Origin of the sequence: Paenibacillus sp. 276b (assembly GCF_900107875.1) — a bacterium.
Classification (GTDB): domain Bacteria; phylum Bacillota; class Bacilli; order Paenibacillales; family Paenibacillaceae; genus Paenibacillus; species Paenibacillus marchantiae.
Genome location: NZ_FNRR01000005.1, coordinates 314449 through 334252 on the forward strand (window position 1 = coordinate 314449; position 19804 = coordinate 334252).

Annotated in this window: 21 protein-coding genes; 17 read left to right on the forward strand and 4 right to left on the reverse strand. The window is 47.7% G+C overall.

The features are described from left to right. Positions 1-152 precede the first annotated feature (152 nt). Positions 153-1313 (forward strand): AI-2E family transporter, encoded by a 1161-nt coding sequence (locus BLV50_RS23610; protein WP_063567801.1) that lies wholly within the window; start codon positions 153-155, stop codon positions 1311-1313. 140 nt (positions 1314-1453) lie between these two features. On the opposite strand, the gene BLV50_RS23615 is transcribed toward BLV50_RS23610, so the two are convergent. Beyond that, positions 1454-1825, reverse strand: coding sequence for an ArsR/SmtB family transcription factor (locus BLV50_RS23615; RefSeq protein ID WP_090810315.1), 372 nt, complete (start codon positions 1823-1825; stop codon positions 1454-1456). Positions 1826-2089: 264 nt separating this feature from the next. On the opposite strand from BLV50_RS23615, the gene BLV50_RS23620 reads away from it, so the two are divergent. The 7 genes from BLV50_RS23620 to BLV50_RS23650 all read left to right on the forward strand — a co-directional run bounded on the left by BLV50_RS23620 (position 2090) and on the right by BLV50_RS23650 (position 10108). Then, positions 2090-4462 carry a heavy metal translocating P-type ATPase gene (locus tag BLV50_RS23620; RefSeq protein WP_090810317.1) on the forward strand — a complete coding sequence of 791 codons (2373 nt, stop codon included), beginning with the start codon at positions 2090-2092 and terminating at the stop codon, positions 4460-4462. Positions 4463-4563: 101 nt separating this feature from the next. After that, the gene (locus tag BLV50_RS23625; RefSeq protein ID WP_161490650.1) at positions 4564-4923 is read left to right on the forward strand and encodes an SdpI family protein; all 360 of its coding nucleotides are present in this window, start codon (positions 4564-4566) and stop codon (positions 4921-4923) included. Positions 4924-5169: 246 nt separating this feature from the next. Then, positions 5170-5610, forward strand: a complete 441-nt coding sequence (locus tag BLV50_RS23630; RefSeq protein WP_090810318.1) for a helix-turn-helix domain-containing protein — start codon at positions 5170-5172, stop codon at positions 5608-5610. Between the two features lie 140 nt (positions 5611-5750). After that, on the forward strand, positions 5751-6968 hold the full coding sequence (locus tag BLV50_RS23635; protein ID WP_072734865.1) for an MFS transporter: 1218 nt from the start codon (positions 5751-5753) through the stop codon (positions 6966-6968). A 19-nt stretch (positions 6969-6987) separates the two neighbouring features. Beyond that, positions 6988-7410, forward strand: a complete 423-nt coding sequence (locus BLV50_RS23640; RefSeq protein WP_090810320.1) for a universal stress protein — start codon at positions 6988-6990, stop codon at positions 7408-7410. A gap of 90 nt (positions 7411-7500) precedes the next feature. Next, positions 7501-8925, forward strand: coding sequence for an aldehyde dehydrogenase family protein (locus tag BLV50_RS23645; protein ID WP_090810322.1), 1425 nt, complete (start codon positions 7501-7503; stop codon positions 8923-8925). Positions 8926-9292: 367 nt separating this feature from the next. Beyond that, positions 9293-10108, forward strand: a complete 816-nt coding sequence (locus BLV50_RS23650; RefSeq protein WP_177031244.1) for a MerR family transcriptional regulator — start codon at positions 9293-9295, stop codon at positions 10106-10108. A 155-nt stretch (positions 10109-10263) separates the two neighbouring features. Here BLV50_RS23650 and BLV50_RS23655 read toward each other — a convergent pair whose 3' ends face one another. After that, complete coding sequence (locus tag BLV50_RS23655) at positions 10264-10752, reverse strand: GAF domain-containing protein (RefSeq protein WP_063567810.1); 489 nt, start codon at positions 10750-10752, stop codon at positions 10264-10266. A 186-nt stretch (positions 10753-10938) separates the two neighbouring features. On the opposite strand from BLV50_RS23655, the gene BLV50_RS23660 reads away from it, so the two are divergent. The 5 genes from BLV50_RS23660 (at position 10939) to BLV50_RS23680 (ending at position 14390) form a co-directional block, all read left to right on the forward strand. After that, a complete protein-coding gene (locus tag BLV50_RS23660) occupies positions 10939-11235 on the forward strand; it encodes a hypothetical protein (protein ID WP_063567811.1) in 297 nt (98 codons plus the stop codon). 197 nt (positions 11236-11432) lie between these two features. After that, positions 11433-12005, forward strand: a complete 573-nt coding sequence (locus BLV50_RS23665; protein WP_090810326.1) for a GNAT family N-acetyltransferase — start codon at positions 11433-11435, stop codon at positions 12003-12005. Positions 12006-12056: 51 nt separating this feature from the next. Beyond that, positions 12057-13565: an MDR family MFS transporter gene (locus tag BLV50_RS23670; RefSeq protein WP_079695914.1), complete on the forward strand. Its 1509-nt coding sequence runs from the start codon at positions 12057-12059 to the stop codon at positions 13563-13565. A 119-nt stretch (positions 13566-13684) separates the two neighbouring features. Beyond that, positions 13685-14173 (forward strand): hypothetical protein, encoded by a 489-nt coding sequence (locus BLV50_RS23675; RefSeq protein ID WP_063567814.1) that lies wholly within the window; start codon positions 13685-13687, stop codon positions 14171-14173. 34 nt (positions 14174-14207) lie between these two features. Continuing rightward, positions 14208-14390: a hypothetical protein gene (locus BLV50_RS23680; protein WP_063567815.1), complete on the forward strand. Its 183-nt coding sequence runs from the start codon at positions 14208-14210 to the stop codon at positions 14388-14390. Between the two features lie 90 nt (positions 14391-14480). Here BLV50_RS23680 and BLV50_RS23685 read toward each other — a convergent pair whose 3' ends face one another. Continuing rightward, the gene (locus BLV50_RS23685) at positions 14481-14942 is read right to left on the reverse strand and encodes a MarR family winged helix-turn-helix transcriptional regulator (protein ID WP_024632985.1); all 462 of its coding nucleotides are present in this window, start codon (positions 14940-14942) and stop codon (positions 14481-14483) included. Positions 14943-15252: 310 nt separating this feature from the next. Between BLV50_RS23685 and BLV50_RS23690 the strand changes: the two genes are divergently transcribed. Continuing rightward, entirely contained in the window at positions 15253-16584 is a 1332-nt protein-coding gene (locus BLV50_RS23690; RefSeq protein WP_063567816.1) for an MFS transporter, read from the forward strand. A gap of 112 nt (positions 16585-16696) precedes the next feature. On the opposite strand, the gene BLV50_RS23695 is transcribed toward BLV50_RS23690, so the two are convergent. Beyond that, positions 16697-17005 carry a type II toxin-antitoxin system death-on-curing family toxin gene (locus BLV50_RS23695; protein ID WP_240321571.1) on the reverse strand — a complete coding sequence of 103 codons (309 nt, stop codon included), beginning with the start codon at positions 17003-17005 and terminating at the stop codon, positions 16697-16699. A gap of 179 nt (positions 17006-17184) precedes the next feature. Here BLV50_RS23695 and BLV50_RS23705 point away from each other — a divergent pair, with 179 nt between their 5' ends. The 3 genes from BLV50_RS23705 (at position 17185) to BLV50_RS23715 (ending at position 19684) form a co-directional block, all read left to right on the forward strand. Beyond that, positions 17185-17916, forward strand: coding sequence for an ABC transporter ATP-binding protein (locus BLV50_RS23705; RefSeq protein ID WP_063567817.1), 732 nt, complete (start codon positions 17185-17187; stop codon positions 17914-17916). Positions 17917-17935: 19 nt separating this feature from the next. Beyond that, positions 17936-19186, forward strand: coding sequence for an ABC transporter permease (locus BLV50_RS23710; RefSeq protein ID WP_072734859.1), 1251 nt, complete (start codon positions 17936-17938; stop codon positions 19184-19186). 114 nt (positions 19187-19300) lie between these two features. Then, positions 19301-19684, forward strand: coding sequence for a hypothetical protein (locus BLV50_RS23715; RefSeq protein WP_072734858.1), 384 nt, complete (start codon positions 19301-19303; stop codon positions 19682-19684). Positions 19685-19804: the final 120 nt, after the last annotated feature.

Below are 19804 nucleotides of genomic sequence, written 5' to 3' on the forward strand. Positions count from 1 at the left end.
TAATTTGAAACGGTTAAACAGCGCCGTACGTATAAACTCAATGTGTTATACATATGTTGGCTTGTACAAGCAACTTTATGCGCAGTCAAGAAACATGCAGGTTTACAGCTTATGCTTTTGATAAAGGATACATAAGAGAGGAAGACACGCCTATGGAGCAACCCGAGCAACCCCGCATTTGGCCGGATCGGTTTAAACGATTTTTTCTGAATAATAAGTTCGTGCTTTTTCTGTTAATTCTGCTGCTGGTAGGACTGAACGTGATGGTTCTTACCAAAGTATCCTTTGTTTTGCACCCGCTCGCGGTGCTGATCAAGACGATTGTGCTGCCGATTATTCTGTCGGGTATTCTCTATTACCTGCTGAATCCAATTGTGGATGTTATGGAAAAGTGGAAAATCAAACGTGGCTGGTCCATTCTGATCTTATATCTGGCTATCGGGGGCATCCTGACAGTCGTGGTACTGGCGGTCATTCCGGTCGTACGTAACCAGATTACGAGTCTGATTGAAAATTTTCCAACGTACAGTGAGACGGTCAAACAGCAGTTTGAGCAGCTTACGGGCAGCAAGCTGTTCGGTCAGTTCCAGGAGACAGTCAATTTGAATTCTCAGGACTGGTGGGGCACGATTTCCCAGAAAGCCACTGACATTCTGAACTCGACCTGGAACAAATTGGGCGGATTCCTCGGAGCGTTCACCGAGACGGTGCTGTCCATTGTAACGGTTCCGTTTATCCTGTTCTATCTGCTGAAAGACGGCAAGAAGCTTCCATCGAAAATTCTGTCTTTCCTGCCAATTAAGAGCCGTACAGGTGCAATGCATGTGCTGGAAGATATCAATCACCAGATCAGTTCGTTCATTCGTGGACAGATTATCGTTAGCTTCTGCATCGGTATTCTGCTATACATCGGTTATATGATTATTGGTCTGGACTATGCGCTGATTCTTGCGATTATCGCATCGTTCACGAGTGTTGTACCGTATCTGGGACCTGCGATTGCGATTACGCCTGCGTTGATTGTTGCTCTGGTCACTTCCCCGGTGATGCTGCTGAAGATGGTAGCGGTGTGGACGATCGTGCAATTAATTGAGGGTAAATTCATCTCACCTCAGATTATGGGCAAAACACTCAAAATTCACCCCATTACCATTATCTTTGTCATTCTGACTTCAGGTAATCTGTTCGGTGTAGTAGGCATTCTGCTGGCTGTTCCGGGATACGCAGTGCTAAAAGTATGTGTGTCGCATATCTTCAACTGGTTCAAGGAACGATCCGGTCTGTATGATCCGAAAAATAACAATCTACTGTAACCGAAGTGGGCAAGCCCGTAGCTAGAGCATGATAAACTTCTTTTTCTGGCAAAACGGTGCCAATAATTCAACAGAACCCCCGTCCATCGGCTAACAGCCGAGAGGCGGGGGTTCTGTTGTGTGAACAGGCTGGCTGATGCCTAGCCATGTTTAATATGCTGAAGCGTCTGCAGGAAAATCTGCTCAATGTGTGCATCATCCAGAGAATAATACACGGTCTTGCCTTCTTTGCGCCGCTTGACAATCCGCATGTTGCGGAGTGATCGCAGCTGGTGCGAAATGGCCGACTGTCCCATATCGAGCAGCACCGTCAGATCGTGCACACATAATTCCTTCTGCAACAGCGCATCAATAATACGAAGCCGTGTCGGGTCGCTGAAAGCCTTGAACCAATCAGCCATCTCGGAAGAGGTCTCGCGATCCATGAGAGAAGCACGAATGGTCTGCACGTCAGCCTCTGTTCCAGAGCAGGCCGCGTCGCAATCGGCTGGAGCTTTAACCGGTTGTTCCATTTCCTATCACCACCTATATTAACTCAACCTTTGATTTGATCAAATGTTCTTCGATAAGCCTATTATATCCAAAAAACGTCTAAAGCGAAATGATTACTATTAGCATATTCTGTATGAAAAATCAACCGGAATTGTTGACACTCATGTTTAAGCGTGCATATAATAGGGTTAACAAAACATATGAATGATTGCTCATATATTGATTTTAACGTAAAAATTACGAATAATAATATTGATTTACGTACTGCAAAGGGGAGAGTTCACATGGGAACCGGACAGGAACAGGTGAAAAGGGAACTGCTGCTGGATGGATTGGATTGCGCGAACTGCGCATTGAAGATTGAGAATGGCGTCAAAAAAATTAAAGGCATTTCCGATTGCTCGGTCAATTTTGTGACCAAAACCTTATCCATGCACACCACATCCGATATGGATGAGCAGGTGGTGGAAGAAGCGAAGCGCAAAGTACTTCGGCTGGAGCCGCATATTCGTATTTCGGAAAAAGGTAAATCATCACAAGGCAGTCGTGGTTCTGCTGATTCAATAGACCAAGCTAACGGCAATGTGCACGCACATGCAGGTAGCGGAGCTCACACGCATGAGCATACTCCGAGTAGGCACGATCATGCTGGTCACTCCCATGACCATGACCACGGTCATCATCACGGAGCTCAAGATCAAACGCATGATCATGGAAGTCATGCCGGACATGATCACGGTCATGCGGACGGTCACGATCATGACGATGCGCATGCCGGACACTCACATGAACATGGCGCTGGGCAGACGAAGGTGCTGCTGGCACGCCTGGCGGTAGGCTCCATTTTGGTAGCAGCCGCGATCTGGTCTCCGCTGGAAGGCTGGGCACAGCTTGCACTCTATGTTGTCGCTTATCTGATCGCAGGGGGAGATATCGTTCTCCAGGCGTTCAAAAATATTATTCGCGGTCAGGTATTCGATGAATACTTCCTGATGTCCGTGGCTACCATCGGTGCGTTTGCCATCGGTCAATACCCCGAAGGTGTTGCGGTTATGCTCTTTTATCAGCTCGGTGAGCTGTTTCAGGGGCTGGCGGTTAATCGGTCAAGGAAGTCGATCCAGTCGCTTATGGATATTCGCCCGGACTATGCGAATATGCTGATTGGCTCGGGAGAAGAGACCAAGCGAGTGTCGCCGGAAGAAGTACGTATTGGAGACCGCATCTTGGTTAAAGCGGGTGAGCGAGTACCTCTGGACGGGATTGTTAAGGCAGGTCGTTCCATGGTGGACACTTCCGCTCTGACAGGTGAGTCAGTTCCGCGTGAGTTAGAACCGGGTAGTGATGTTCTGAGTGGATTCGTGAACAAAAACGGAATGTTAACTATCGAAGTAACAAAAACTTTTGGTGAATCCACGGTATCCAAAATTCTGGACCTAGTGCAGAATGCGAGTAGCCGCAAAGCCAAAACAGAACATTTTATTAGCAAATTCGCCCGTTATTATACACCGGTTGTCGTCATTCTCGCCGCGTTGATTGCGCTCGTTCCACCATTGGTGCTCAGTGGTGCGACATTTGCCGATTGGATCTATCGTGCACTGGTCTTCCTCGTGATCTCTTGTCCGTGTGCGCTGGTCGTTTCCATTCCGCTTGGTTTTTTCGGCGGTATCGGAGCTGCCTCGCGTAACGGTATTCTCATCAAAGGAAGTAACTACCTTGAAGCCTTGAACGATGTCAAAGTCGTTGTTTTCGATAAAACGGGTACACTAACTAAAGGTGTTTTCAAAGTAACAGCTATTCGCCCTGAAGGTGGGCGTAACGAAGATGAATTGATGGAGCTTGCTGCAATTGCCGAGGCTCATTCCAATCATCCGATTGCTGAATCCATTCGCGCAGCTTGGGCAAAAGATATCCGGACCCAAGGTGTGGATGATTACGATGAGGTTGCAGGGCATGGCATCAAGGTCAGTGTGGATGGACGTGAAGTGCTTGCGGGTAACGCCAAATTAATGGAACAGGCAGGTATCTCCTACACGACTCCACAAACCGTAGGCACAGTGGTGCACGTTGCCGAATCGGGTTCGTATGTCGGTCACCTGATCATTGCCGATGAGGTTAAGGATGATGCAGCGGCAGCCATTCAGGCACTCAAGAAGCTAGGTATCCGCAAAACAGTGATGCTGACAGGGGATGCCAAGGCTGTTGGTGAAGCTGTAGGGCGTGAGCTGGGTGTCGATGAAGTATACGCTGAGCTGCTGCCACAGCATAAAGTCGAACAGTTGGAGCGTCTCGAAGCTGCCAAATCACCGAAGGAGAAAATGGTGTTTGTCGGTGACGGTATTAATGATACCCCGGTGCTGGCTCGTGCCGATGTTGGTGTAGCGATGGGTGGGCTTGGTTCAGATGCCGCGATTGAAGCGGCAGACGTTGTCATCATGACGGATGAACCATCCAGACTGGCAAGTGCGATCCGGATTGCAAAACGGACACGAACCATTGTCTGGCAAAATATCGGTTTTGCGTTGGGTGTCAAAGCGATCTTCCTGCTACTGGGTGTGTTCGGCATTGCCACCATGTGGGAAGCGGTATTCTCTGATGTAGGAGTGACCGTGCTTGCTGTCCTGAACGCTATGCGTGTACTGCGGGTGAAGGACATCTAAGTTTTACGAAACGATCCGGACGGCTCTTCGTATATACGTAGAGCCGTTTTTTTTGTTTTAATATCTGTGGTGTATTTTTAATGGAGTTAGGGGAGAACATTGTGGCAGGAGCAGTAGTTGGGATTATTTGCGGAGTGTGCTATTTCATTCTGGGATTAATGGTGTACAAAAAGCCGCCGAAAAGGATTAATGGCGTATATGGTTATCGTACTCCGCGAGCAATGAGTCATCCTGAGTTATGGGAAGAAGCGCAACGTTATAGCGCCAATCTGATGATGCAGTTTGGTGTGATTATTACGGTATTCGGCATAATCGGTTTTTGGCTTACGGATGTACGAGCTTTGGTTCTAAGTCTTGTGGCTATAGGATTCTATACATTCAGGCTGTTTACCAGAGTCGAAGGCCGTTTGAAGCAAATGCAGCGTGTCCAGCAACAGGAACAGAAGGAGCAAGGCGCTTAAAGACATAATATGAAATCGCACCTGAACGAAGATCCGCGCGAGCGGATCTTTTTTGCATCTTATAGAGGCGAAGGATAACAGAGAACTGCTTTTAACAACATATTGTAAAAATTACCGCTGCAATAATTTATTCTTGTTTGAGACATACTACATATTCAAGTCCAAAATCTAACGTTGACGTTAACGTTAATAACATATATAATTATGTACATAACATTATAGACATATTAAAGTGAGGTGAAGGAAATGAGTTTATATAAAATCGATGACGTAGCCAAGGAATGTGGTTTGACCAAGCGTACCATTCGGTATTACGAAGAGATCGGTGTTATGCCTTCACCTCAGCGGACGGACGGTGGCACACGATTATACACCCGGGAAGATATCGATTATCTCAAAAAGGTGGTTCGGGCGAAGGAAGTGCTTGGTTTCTCGCTTCAGGAGCTACATACCTATGTGGCAACGGCGGATGCGCTGAACGAACAGCGTTTTGACTACCAACAGACCACTGAGGTGAGAGAACGGATCGAGAAGCTCACCAAGATGGAAACGACGTTGGATGACCAGCTGGAACTGATCGAGCAGAAACTTCAGAGTATTCACGCCGTTCAGGAGGAACTTGAGGAATTACGTGAACGGGTTCAGAACGGCATTCGACGATTAGAAGGGCACGAGAATGAGACATAATTAGTATTTCACGATAAGCACCGGGAGATCCGGTGTCATTTGTGCCGTTTTCTTTCCTATATTTCTGAAAAAAAATGAGCATTTCATTGTTTTTCACAATTTATTTCACAACATAAATCATGAACCAGGAGGAATTACGTATGAAAAGAGAACCCTCATTACCTGACGAATTGCCGTCATCCCGTGGAGGTCTGTTATCCCAGCCCAGAGCAGTATGGGCAGTAGCCTTCGCCTGTATTATCTCCTTTATGGGTCTGGGATTGGTTGACCCGATTCTGCCTGCGATTGCCGATCAGCTGCATGCCTCCAAAAGCCAAGTATCTTTATTGTTTACAAGTTATAACGCGGTTACCGGGGTAGCCATGCTGATTACAGGTGTTGTATCCAGCCGGATTGGTGTGAAGTGGACACTGCTCAGCGGGATTTTGCTGATCATTGTTTTCTCTTTCCTCGGAGGAACCTCTGACACTGTAGGTGCGCTCGTCGGTTACCGTGGTGGTTGGGGACTAGGGAATGCCCTGTTCATCGCAACTGCATTATCCGCTATTGTAGGACTGTCCACTTCGGGGACAGCCAAAGCGATTATTTTATACGAAGCAGCGCTTGGTCTGGGGATTGCCGTTGGTCCATTGCTCGGTGGTGAACTGGGTTCCATCTCATGGCGTGGCCCGTTCTATGGTGTAGCTGTTCTGATGGCGATTGCTTTTATCAGTATTACGTTTATGCTGCCTAAGATGGCCAAACCGAAAACGCGTAGTTCCTTGTCCGATCCGTTCAAAGCACTGGGTTATCCTTCACTGAAAACATTGGCGATCACAGCCTTCCTGTATAACTTTGGTTTCTTTACCTTGATGGCTTATTCACCTTATGTCATGAATCTGGATGAACACGGACTTGGTTATGTATTCTTCGGTTGGGGTCTGATGCTGGCGATCACGTCTGTCTTTGTCGCACCAAGACTGCAACGTCGATTCGGATCCGTTCCTTCCATGAGCGTTATGCTGACCCTGTTCGCCATTGATCTGCTGGTAATGGCGGTGGGTACGGTAATGGGATCATCCACAACAGTTATTGTGGCCGTTATCGTTGCCGGGATTTTCCTCGGGATCAACAACACATTGATTACAACAGCAGTTATGGAAGCTGCACCTGTGGAACGTTCTGTGGCATCGGCTGCATACAGCTTTGTCCGGTTCCTTGGAGGTGCGCTGGCACCTTGGCTTGCAGGTAAATTGTCCGAGTGGTTCCTGCCGGAGACACCGTTTTATTTTGGCGCATTGATGGTTCTGATCGGGGTCGTTGTGCTTCTGGTACGCCGCAGACATCTGCGCGATATCGATGCTGCCATTACGCATTAATGAACAGGAGGAATGTAAAATGCTGAAACGAATATTGGTTGCTGTCGATGGGTCGGATCATGCACACAAGGCTTTGGAGCAAGCTGTTGATCTGGCAGAAAGTTTGAAACAACCGGCTTCCTTGATGATCGTACATGTTAATCCTTCGATCTCGCTAAATGAGCCCGCACTGGGTGTGGATCTGGAAGCACGGATCGCAGAAGAAGGACAGCATATTATACAACCTGTTAATGAATTGTTAGCCGCTCGTTCTGTTCATTATGAAACGTTGCTGATAGCTGGTGATACCGTGAATGAGATCTGCCGTGTAGCGAAGGATAGAGACTGTGATCTCATTGTGATGGGGACGGCGGGGAAAAGCATGCTCGCTGAGATCGTCGTGGGCAGTGTCAGCCACGGAGTTTTGAAACATGCAGCATGTCCCGTAATGACTGTGAAATAGTGGTATGACTTTCTTGTGTTGATGATGCTAAAGTGGTGTATAAATAGGTATGGGAAAACGCTGCGTTAAACATGAATGGAGGATACAACTATGAAAAAACAACATCTGTTCATCGGGGGCAAGCCCACCGAATCAGTAGACTATATAGCACTTCAGGCACCATACTCGAAAGAAACACTGGCAGACGTATCCTCGGCGACAGCTGAGGAAGTGGAAGCGGCGATTGCCGCCGCAGTTCAGGCGGGCAAAGAGATGCGCAGAATGCCTGCCCATCAGCGTGCAGACATCCTTTACAAGCTGTCCACCCTGCTGGAAGAACGGAAGGAAGAAGCAGCACGGATCATTGCGCTGGAGGCAGCAAAGCCGATTACTGCGGCACTCGCCGAGGTTGACCGTACGGTGGAAACGTATCGTTTCGCCGCAGAAGAAGCCAAGCGGCTCACCGGAGAGACGGTTCCCATGGACGCAGCCAAAGGCGGTGAAGGACGCGTAGGCTACACGATGCGGCAGCCTTTGGGTGTTATTGGAGCCATTACGCCGTTTAATTTTCCGATGAACCTGGTGGCTCACAAAGTAGGACCGGCACTGGCAGCAGGCAATACGATTGTGTTGAAACCTGCGGAGCAGACACCGCTGTCCTCGTATTATATTGCCAATTTGCTTCAGGAAGCGGGATTACCGGATGGCGCATTGAATGTAGTGAGCGGTGACGGTAAAACGATTGGTGATGTACTTGTAGAGCATCCTGACGTGGCCCATATTACGTTTACAGGCAGCCCGGCTGTAGGCACCAGCATTCGCAGCAAAGCCGGACTGAAACGCGTCACATTGGAGCTAGGGTCAAATGCAGCTGTCATTATTGACGCGGATGCCAATTTGGACAAGGTGGTACCGAGATGTGTGACCGGAGCTTTTACTTACCAAGGTCAGGTATGTATCTCGCTGCAGCGGATTTATGTGCACAGCGCTATCGCGGATGAGTTCATTCGTCGTTTTGCTGAAGCAGCCCAAAAAGTCGTAGTTGGAGACCCGTTGAATCCGGATACCGTTGTGTCTGCGCTAATCACATCCAAAGATGTACAGCGTACGCTGGATTGGATTGATGAAGCGAAGCAGGCAGGTGCTGAGGTGGCAACAGGCGGCGAAGCCGAGGGCGGCGTATTGCGTCCAACCGTGCTTGTTAACGTTCCGCGGGATGCCAAGGTGTCTTGTCAGGAGGTCTTTGCCCCGATCGTTGTCATTAATACAGTGGATTCGGTTGAAGAAGGCATCGAGCAAGTGAATGATTCCATCTACGGGCTTCAGGCGGGTGTGTTTACCAATGATATTCATACTGCATTGCATGCAGCGGACCACATCGAAGCAGGCGGCGTGATGATTAACGATATTCCCACTTTCCGTGTGGATCATATGCCTTATGGTGGTGTGAAGCAGAGCGGGATGGGACGTGAAGGTGTTAAATATGCTGTAGAGGAAATGACGGAATTGAAGTTTGTCATGTTTAACAAGAATTAAATATCCACTCCTAGGACGAGCGGGATTCGAGATAAAATAGAACAAGATGATCCTGTACCCGAGTTAGGGGTGCGGGATTTTTTTCTTTTCTACATTCAGCCCTTACCGTAAAAAAATACATAGCCTTTCTTTATTAACCCCGGGTTCACATCTGATGAGAAGGGTATAAATACTTATCATACCGCAAATGTACCAATTAGATGCCGTTCATATCACCGAAGCATTGTGTATCCATCCAGAGAAATGAACGGATTACTGGGGTACAGAATGGTTGGAAGTTTTATAATATCTCACTTAAATTTAAATAAAATGCAGTATGAACAAGCCTGAACCTAGGAGTTACAGGCCAGACAGGAGGTGTATTCAAATGGCATATTCCATGGTTGATGTATCCGGGATGTCCGGTGTAAGTCTGAGTGAATTGGGACAGTATGCGGAGACAGGTCTGCTGAATCCAGCCTTCGTTGGTCAAGACGAGGATATCTACTATGAGAAGCCGGAGCTGCTGAGACTACAGCAGATTCTGTTCTGTAAAGAAGTAGGCATGGAGGAGGAGGAGATCGGCCCCATGCTCAGGGATACTCCCCGTGACATGATCCGTATTATGCAGCAGCATCGGCTCGAGATGCTGGAGAAGGCACTTCATCTGCACGGAATGATTCAAACACTGGATAAAACCATCTCCTACTTACGTGGAGAGCAGGAACTGGATGAGTACGAACTGTACGCCGGGTTTTCCAACAAGGGGCGTCACCAGCTTCTAAATGAACCGACCTCTGACCAAGCGTCAAAGAATGACTATTCTGAACGGATGCAGACAGAGGACAGTCAGAAGTACAACGCCAATTCACCGGAGCAATCCACAATGCCTGATGGGCAGGAGATGAAGTCGAAGGAAGATTTTCTCGATTCACAGGCGAAGATTGACCGGATTCACTTGGACTTGCAGGGCGCTATTGAGGATGGGTTAGAACCCGGCAGCTCGGAAGTACAGCAGATTATTGGAAGACACCTGGATTGGATCAAGGATTATTACACCCCAACAGCAGAGATTTACCGGGATTTGGCCAATCTGTACGTCGAGCACAAAAATTTTCGTCAGATGTATGATGGCTACCACCCCCAGCTGGCCGAGTTTTTGCGAGATGGGATGATGATTAAAGCGGAACAGGATTTATCCTAGATGCATAAAGTATCTTGGGCGAGCAGAACATGGGTGTGAAGAAAAATAATCATAACAAAGAGCGCAGATCCTCTAGGAGGAGTGCGCTCTTTGTTATTGCATATCATCGTAAGGTCGATAAACCCTCCATCGGCTTAAGATGGTATTTCAGGCAGTTAGGATAATTCCAGCTGCTCTGTAATTAGGCTTACCGCCTTTTCCAGGAAGACGCGGTCTTCATCGTCAAAACGGTTTTTGATCGGGCTGTCGATGTCGAGCACCCCGTACAATTCGCCGTTTTTGATAATGGGTACAACGATTTCACTGTTCGATGCGGCATCACAGGCGATATGGCCTGGAAAGGCATGAACATCTTCAACGACCATTGTACGCCGTTCCGCAGCAGAAGTGCCGCATACACCGCGTCCAAGTGGAATACGGATGCAGGCAGGCAGTCCCTGGAATGGACCGAGTACAAGTTCTTTTCCATCATACAGATAGAATCCGACCCAATTGGTGTCGGTCATAAATACATTGAGCAACGCCGCAGCGTTTGCCAGATTGGCAATAGCGCTAGGTTCATCGCGGATCAGAGCACTTAACTGTCCCAGGACGGCGGTTTGCTGCTCGCTTCGTGTTCCTTCATAAGAAACAGCTTGAAACATGATGAATCACCCTCCCGAGCAAAAATGGTACTTATTTTCAAGATAGTGCAGAGCCTGCGGTTAGTCAAGCGGAGGATTTCGGAAAGGGCAGGTCAGGCATGAATATTCCTCCTGTTTCTCATCTTCCTGGGTGGGGTAAATACTTAGCAACCACGGCGGGCTACAACCCGGGAAGGAGCTTGGCTTATGCATGCAGAGGTACAGAATCTTTTTGTACGAATTCATCTTCTATATTTAGCTCAAAATCAGGATTTAACTGTTAGCGACGCATTGCCTCTATTGGAAGAACGGGGGTATCGCGTTGGAGAACGGGAGATCAAGCAGGAACTTGAGCATCTGACACAGGAAAACTTCCTGACCGCCCATGGAGATCAATGGAGCCTTACCGGGACTGGCATTGAGGAGTTTAAGGAAATCATAGCCGTGTTCGGCCGGGTTAGTGAGGAATTGCTGGGGACGGGCAAGAAGACGTCTACAGCCTGAAATTAAATTTGGATAAGGTATCCCGAAATAGGATGCAAACTTGAGTTGATCCATACGTACAACAAGACCGGGAGCGGAAGTGGCCCGGTTTTTTGACGTGATCATGATGACTGAACAGTTGCCATTCGGTGCAGGTTATGGTTAGATGGCTATTGAATATGAGGTCTGTGAGATAGATCGGATCGGAGAGTCTTTTCATGTACAAATGCAAAGGGAGAATTCCCGAATTAGAGACAGGGCGGTTGCGTCTGCGCAAAATGCGCCGCCGAGATGCTGCCCAGATGTTCGCTTGCTGGTCAGACCGGGAAGTGACCCGTTATATGAATTTGGCGCCCATGATCGGGACAAGTGAGGCTGCGGATATGATTGGGCTGTTGAACCATATGGCAGGAGAAGAGGAGGCGATTCGCTGGGGTATTGAGCTCAAGGAGACGGGCCAGCTCATCGGAAGTTGCGGATATAACACTTGGCAACTTGAAGGCGCATTCCGTGGGGAGATCGGTTATGAACTGGGGCGCGACTACTGGCGTCACGGTTATATGACGGAAGCATTTTCGGTTGTGTTACCGTTTGGGTATGAAACGATGGGTCTCAATCGGATTGAAGCGCTGGTTGATCCGCGCAATGTGGCTTCGGGAGAGTTTTTGACGAACCGCGGTTTCACGAGGGAAGGCCTGCTGCGTCAGGTGCAGCATACGTCTACCGGATATAAGGATATGGTGATGTATTCCCTGTTGTACGATGAGTTTTTGCGTAAGAGAGATAAATAGAGATTAGAACGACTTGAAGAGAGAAGGGTTTGTGTGAATACAACCGGAGGTTTGAACCGCAGTTTCATCCTGGCGGGATTGCTGCTGGCGACTTTTTTGTCTGCAATTGAAGGTACAGTCATTGGTCCGGCAGGGCCAACCATTGTCAGTGAGCTGGGAAGTGTGCAGCTGTTGAGCTGGATTTTCACTGCTTATCTGTTGACGATGGCTGTGAGCACGCCGATTTTTGGCAAAATCAGTGATCTATACGGACGAAAGCCAGTATTCCTGATTGGCTGTGCCTTATTCTTACTAGGCTCGCTTCTGTGCTGCCTTTCGCAGAACATGGAGCAACTGATTATTTTTCGTGCGATTCAAGGGATTGGCGCAGGTGCGGTTGTGCCTGTTACGTTTACGATTATTGGTGACATCTACCGCCTTGAAGAACGGGGCAAAATACAGGGCTGGATCAGCTCCGTGTGGGGCATTTCATCTCTGGCCGGACCGCTGCTTGGCGGGTATTTCGTAGACAATCTGGGCTGGCAGTGGATCTTTGGATTTAATTTGCCGTTCGGACTGCTGGCGATGTGGTTTGTGTTCCGTTATTTGAAGGAAGAAATGTCTCCGCGTACCGCGAAAATTGACTATATGGGTGCGTTGACCTTTACCGTTGGTATTACAGCATTGCTCTTTGTATTGTCCGCGGGTGGACAGTATTATGCCTGGAGTTCTCCTATTATTGTGGGACTGAGTATCGTAGCTGTTTTGTTTATGATTTTATTTTTTGTGGTGGAAAAAAGAGCCCAGGCCCCAATGGTACCTCTTCATCTATTCCGTATTCGGGACATCCGGGTGGCGAATATCGCCGGACTACTGACCAGTACCCTGATGATTGGCCTAACCAGTTATTTGCCACTATGGGTGCAGGGGGTTCGGGGCGGTAACGCGACTGAATCAGGATTGCTGCTTGCACCGATGTCTGTTGGCTGGCTGATTGGTAGTGTACTTGCTGGCCGTCTGCTAATGAAAATTGGATCACGCTTAACAGCGGTGATTGGATTAACCGGGATTGCCATTGGATCGGGTGGACTCTTCTTGGTCGGTGGAACATCACCCCAAGCCGTACTGTTTATTTTGACCTTTATTTACGGACTCGGCTTCGGATTTGCTTTTACAATATTCACGATCATTTCACAGTCGTCGGTTGGGTATAAAGAACGTGGATCTTCCACGGCCTTACATACCTTTATGCGTACGCTTGGACAAACCATTGGTGCAGCAGCCTTCGGCACATGGTTAAATTACCGAATTTCAACGTTGTCGAGCGAACAGCATCTGGCAGAGGCGGGGATTTCGGATGGGGACCTGAATCAACTGCTTGCTCCGCATACGGATGCCGCTCTATCGGATGACAAATGGGCGCTACTGCGTAACGTGTTGGAAGGAAGTCTGCATTCCTTGTTTGTCATCATGTTTGTCATTGCCATTATCTCATGGGTGACGACACTGGCCTTGCGCAAACGGCTAATCGTTCCCGAAGATGCAGATACTCCGCCGCAAGCACAAGCTTCAGCGAAGTAAACGAAGTGAAAAGAAAATTCATTGGATTAGGGCAGCTGTTTCTTGGCTGCTTTTTTGTTTATTATTTTCTAGAAGGGATTATCTATAATTTACAATAATGGAATGGGAGGCGAGTTAAGATGAGTAAGCAATCGCTGCAATCATTCTGGTTAATATCCTTTTCAATCAAGCTTCTGGCAGTCATTATGACTTGCATTTCGCTCTCAATTGTTGTCGGACTCATGAAATATGTTCCCTTGGCAGAACGAGCGGAACATACATATTACTATCCCTTCTGGTATACATTGATCATAAGCATTCTTATCAACTTGGCTCTTCTTCTGTTTCTGACCCTGCCTTTATCGTTAATTGCGGACAGTGTGCTTGCTTCCCTGAAAATGAACAGATCTATATCCAAGGTAATAAGTACAATCGTAGCTTATTTTCTTCTTGGTGTAGGTAGTGCGCTGTTGTTCTCCATCTTTGTGTACAGAATGCATGCCTTTCAGTATGCTGGCCCTTATCAATACGTAGTAACAACAACGTTTGTTTTTTTACTGTGGCAATCAGGTCTGGGATGGATCTTGAAAAAAATTCGTAAGCAGAAGCAGCAGACCAGCACAGGATAATATAGATATCTCATTTGGAGTAGGGGTGAGGGTGATGTTTCCCAATAATCTGAATTCGTCCAAGGAAGATGAAGCCAAAAGAAAGTACGAAGAGACTCAGAGAGAGATTGAGGGTCACAGCCGCTCAGGTCTGTCCAGTTACATTGTCGATTTGCTGATTGCAGGTGGATTGGTTGTCGCTGTCCTCACGGTGTTGATGTGGATTCTGTACCTTTGATTTGATTAATAAACAAATTCGAATAACCGGTACCGCCTATTAAGGCGAACCGGTTATTTTTAGTTTGGATCAGGTGATACGGGGCTGGCCTTAACCGTTTGCGGATAAACGATCCGCACCGAGTGCAAGCCTTTCCAACAGCTCAGAAAGCAATGTCTTATCATCTTCGCTCAGACCGCTGACAGCACGATCTATTTTGTGTGCGTAGCCTGGATAGATCTCATCCATCGTACGCTGGCCTTCTTCGGTCAATTCTACGAAAATGATGCGTCTGTCCTGCGGACAGTGTTTTCGATGTAAAAGTCCCTTTTGCTCCAGCTTGTCAATGACATAAGTGACATTCCCGCTCTGCAGCAGAAGCTGTGCACCGACTTGTTGAATAGGCTGTGCTCCTTTCATATATAACACTTCGAGCACCCCGTAAGCGGTGGGGTTGAAGCCATGCACTTTGCTTCCGGATACAGCGTGTTCATTCACGCTCTTAAATGTCTGGGCCAAGGTGCGGTACAGATGAAGAGAACGTTCGGTTCCGATTTCCTGTAATTCCAGCATACTGATCCCGCCTTTTCAGATTTATTGGAGTTGATGAATTTACATTTGACGATTCAAAGGTTCGCCATATTTCTATTGTAAGCATCTGTTTGCACGAAAAACATGCGATATGTCACAAGATTTGCATTTTTAGCAATTAAAATTTAATCATTTTTCGTATTGTCAGCATTCATGAGATTTGAAAATAAGTACTGAGAAAATCATCCTGAAGGCGCCGCGTCCTCTCCGTCTCTGGCAGGAGGTGGGAGCTCAGCCTGCTCTCTATAATAAATTCATATCATGAATGGGTTGAGGGCGGAGGAGGAGAATGATGGCAAATGGATTAACGATGCAGGAACGAAGACCCCTGAAGCACAATCGATCTTTTATCACTTTGATGGCTGCGCAGGCTATCTCCAATCTGGGAGACTGGCTGCACCTGCTTGCGATCCTTACGCTGGTGGGCATTCGCTGGAATGCCACGCCATGGGAGATTACGTTCACCACGCTCTGTGCAGCATTGCCTGTCTTACTTACAGGTCCATTTGCAGGGGCACTGGCGGACCGGGTCAATCGCAAGTGGCTGATGATCGGCGCAGACGGTGCGCGAATTGTGATCGTTGGAGGGCTCATTTTTGCGGATCAAATCTGGCATGTGTATGTATTGCTTATTCTCAAGTCTTTATTCGATGTGGTGTTCTCACCGGCCAAGAACGGCAAGCTTAAGGAGATTGTGCCGCAGGAGCAATTGGGGCAGGCGGTGTCCATCAGCTCGGTGATTGAACAGATGTCCAAAATTATCGGTCCGGCTCTTGGCGGGCTGTTGGTTGCCGCTTTTGGGATCACCTGGTGTTTCGTGTTGGATTCCGCGTCCTTTCTGATCTCAGGCATTATTTTGCTATGGATTCCTGGAGCGCGAGTGATCCAATCTGTGAATCAGAACTTAGAACAAGTAAGGGAAGAGACAGCAGGTGTTGCTCCAGCAGGTAAAAAAGCTACGTTTATGAAAGATACAATGGAAGGCATCCGCATGCTCGCATCTCTTCCTCATGTGGGTACCTCTTTAGTCCTGCTTGCCTCAGCCCTTCTGTTTCTGCAATTTGCGGATTCCCAGACGGTAGTCCTGTTTAGGCAGCTTCCTGGTATTTCAAGTGATCTGCTCGGATGGTGTGTCGCGGCTAGCGGTGTTGGGACGTTAATTGCAGCGATGAGTGTTCAGAAGTGGAAGAAGGCGGGGCATGTAATCAAGATGGGTCTTGGAACATCATTGATGGGTCTTGTCATTGGTGGAGTAGGCATGATCGTAGGAGTATGGCCGCATGCTGGTCTTGGCGCTAATTTACTGCTGATATCGTTATTTGCCTTGGCAGGTGTGGGGGTTGGGTTTGCCATTGTTCCGTTCCAAATTCTACTTCAGGAGCAAACGCCTGAATCCATGACGGGGCGTGTGTTTGGAACGGTTGGCAGCATCATGACGGCCAGTAACATCATGGGTCCGGTGGTAGGTGGATTTCTGGTGACCTCATTCGGAGTTATTCCGGCTTTTATCAGTTCAGGCATTTTGCTGACGTTGCTTGGCGTGATTTATGTAGCGATTCGTAGGCGAAAAAAGAACGATATGGACGGGAGTCTTACAGCAAACTACATGATTACAGGTGAGTGAAACGAGTATGCAAATATGAGATTTTCACTGTAATATAAAGAAGCAGGGGTTCCGGAACCCCTGCTTCTTTTGTTTATTATAAAATTATGTTACCGCACGACTGAATGGTCCTTTAATATAGTTGCGATGCTTTCAAATGAGTGCTTCCCTCTGCAATATTGACCACGAACTCTACTGCAAATTGACGTTCCATTTGGAGATGGTAACCATTCAACATCAAAAACGATTTGGTCACGAGATAAGCTGTCCTTTTGTTCCCATTTTGAAAGCAGTGATTTTTAACTAAAGACTCTAATAAAGCACTAGTTTTTTCAAATATAGAAGGATAGGCATCTTCTCCAAACAAAGTTTGTTGGGGGCTATTTACAGCAGAGTCCAACAAAGAATAGTTCTTCACTCCAGCTTGTGCTGTGTTATTCATCCTCTTCAAAAACATCAAAAAAAGCTTCCAGTACTTCAGGTCTCACATTTTCAGGTATTTTCACAGTATGATCCAACTTAAGAACAAAAGCTTAAAATGATCAAACAATTCCTCACGAACTCGATTACAATATCAATAAAGAACCGAACAAGCACCTGACAGGACAGGGAGTGAATGATATGGAAATTGAAAACGAAGATACAGCCGCACAGGAGTCCATATTGGACGTACATATTACGGAAGCAGGATATGAGGCGGGTCAATCCACGATCAGGAACATCCGATTACACGTGGCGCCGGGGGAACTGGTGGGTATTATCGGACCGAATGGGGCTGGCAAAAGCACGACCATCAAAACATTGCTTGGCTTACTTGAGCATGCAAAGTATGAAGTAACCATTGGGGGAGATGGACGTTATGCCTATATCCCGGAACAACCTGTGTTTTACGAATATATGACCCTGTGGGAACATCTCGATCTGGCAGCGGCTGCCTATGAGATGGAGGAAGAGGTCTTTGTTGCCAGGGCGGAGGAGATGTTGGTTCGTTTCGGCATGGACCACGTTCGCAATGATCTTCCGGCCAGTTTCTCCAAGGGGATGCGGCAGAAAATGATGCTGATGATCGGCTTCCTGTCCTCGCCGGATGTATATATTGTGGACGAGCCTTTCATCGGGCTGGACCCACGCGCAACCAAGGATTTTCTGAAATTGCTGGACGATGAGCGCCGCCGTGGTGCGGGTGTCCTTATGTCAACGCATGTACTGGATACCGCTGAGCGAATCTGTGATCGTTTTATTCTTATTCATTCCGGGCGCTCTGCTGCCGAAGGAACATTGGACGAAATCCGTGCAGCCGCAGATTTGCCGGATGCCTCGTTGTTTGATTGTTTTGACACACTGACATCCTAACCGGGAAGGGGGGAGGAAGATGGAGACCTCTCGAGCATACACGCCACTTGGTTTATATAGACGCAGACGCAAGGAGCACTTCAATGAACAGTTAAAAAACCTGAAACTGGTAGTAGATTGGACGGTATGGGTATACCTGCTTATTCCGGGTCTGCTGTATTTCAGCGGATGGTACGTGAGTTTATGGTCCAAACCACTGCCCTCATGGGCGACCGGATTAACGCTGCCTACACTGACAGGACTGATCGACGTCATTATGCTTACAGGTGGAATTCTTATATTTGTAGAGGAAGCGGATGTGTTATTCCTGAAGTCGCGGTCGCTGTGGATGCGTACATTGATGAAACAAGGGATCTACCGGGCTTGCTTGCAGCATTTGGGTAAAATGATTGCAATTACGGCGTTGACTTCACCACTATGGTCCCGTGTGTATGACATGTCATTTATCCATATCGCACTAATAGCGATTTGGTTTGGCGCAGTAGCTTCATTCCAGGTCATTGTACTTCATATGACGAAAGTACGTTATACCGGATGGAGACGCTGGATTCGCATGATCCCTTTAGCAGTTGCCATGGGCATTATCACGATTGGAGTAACATCCTGGATGCATGGACACATCTGGATACTGCTTGCAGGTATTGTGGCCGCAATCCTTCTTCTGATTTTGGTTGGCCGATTGAGGCTGGAAATGAAGGGAACCTTTGAGGGCGATGTGCGTGAAGATTTACGAGAAAGGCTAAAGTTCACAGCCCTTTTACTGAGTCGATCTGTAACCAAACCGAAAGCACCACGCACCCGGACGATCATATTCCGCAAGCAGCGTAAGTTGCTGCGTCATCGAACGATCTCTAATCGGACAGCTGAGACGGCATTCAAAGCATTTTTTCGTAACTCCTCAACCATGAAATTGTACTTGCAGCTTGGCGGCCTTTCGATTGCTGCCGTTGCTTTACCACCTTTCCCGGTCAATGTAATCGTGTGTGGCTTGTTGGTCATCATGTTGAGCGTACTTTTTTATCGCTCTTGGGAGGTCTTTGCAACCTCGGAGTACGTTCAGCTTGTATCCTATGATTCCGAGGCGTTAAATCGTGCAGGTGTGACCATGGTACGGATGTTGTTCGTTCCGCTAGGGATTCTAATGGGATTTTCACTGGGGGCAGCCTGGCTGGGCTGGCTGGAAGGTATCGTTACGGCTGCGGCTGTCGTGGCATTTGGGCTGTTCGTCCTATCTATAACAGGCTGGATTCGTTACATCCGATCCGCTTAGTTGATATTCTTCCTTGTTCAGTAGCATATCAGATGAAGTAACTGACCATGCTATAGGAGACGGGTCTTACGATTTTGAAAGTAAGAGATCGGCTCTCGCAAGGAGGAAAAAATCATGTTGGATGATAGTGAACTTCAGGTACATTTTGCAGACAATGCAGCGTTGCTCGCGGCGCATGCAACTTTGGAGGAACTTGGGTATAAGCCATACCAGTCAGGGCCGCTTGAATTGTACATTCCTACAGATCGACAGGATACGCTATCTGCTGTGGAAATCGTACAGTCACACGGAGGAAGTGCGGTGTTTCTCTCCGAAACAGATGGATTGGATCAGTTTCAGAATATATCCATTCCGGCTCATCTCGTGAATGAAGATTGGAATGAAGGTTATGCGAGCGGAACCCAGGGGGGCAATTCCGAACAGGAGATCTCTAACCGGGATGAAGATCCGACATTCGATGATTCAGTGGATGGTTTCTCGGGCAGTGTGAAGGCGTAAATACAACAGGGGCAACGATGCTGCTTGCCTTGTTGGTGACAGTGATTCTGGATTGCATACATCTAAAAAAAACCTCGATACCCCGCCGATAGCGGGATGTCGAGGTTTTTTCATGCTCTT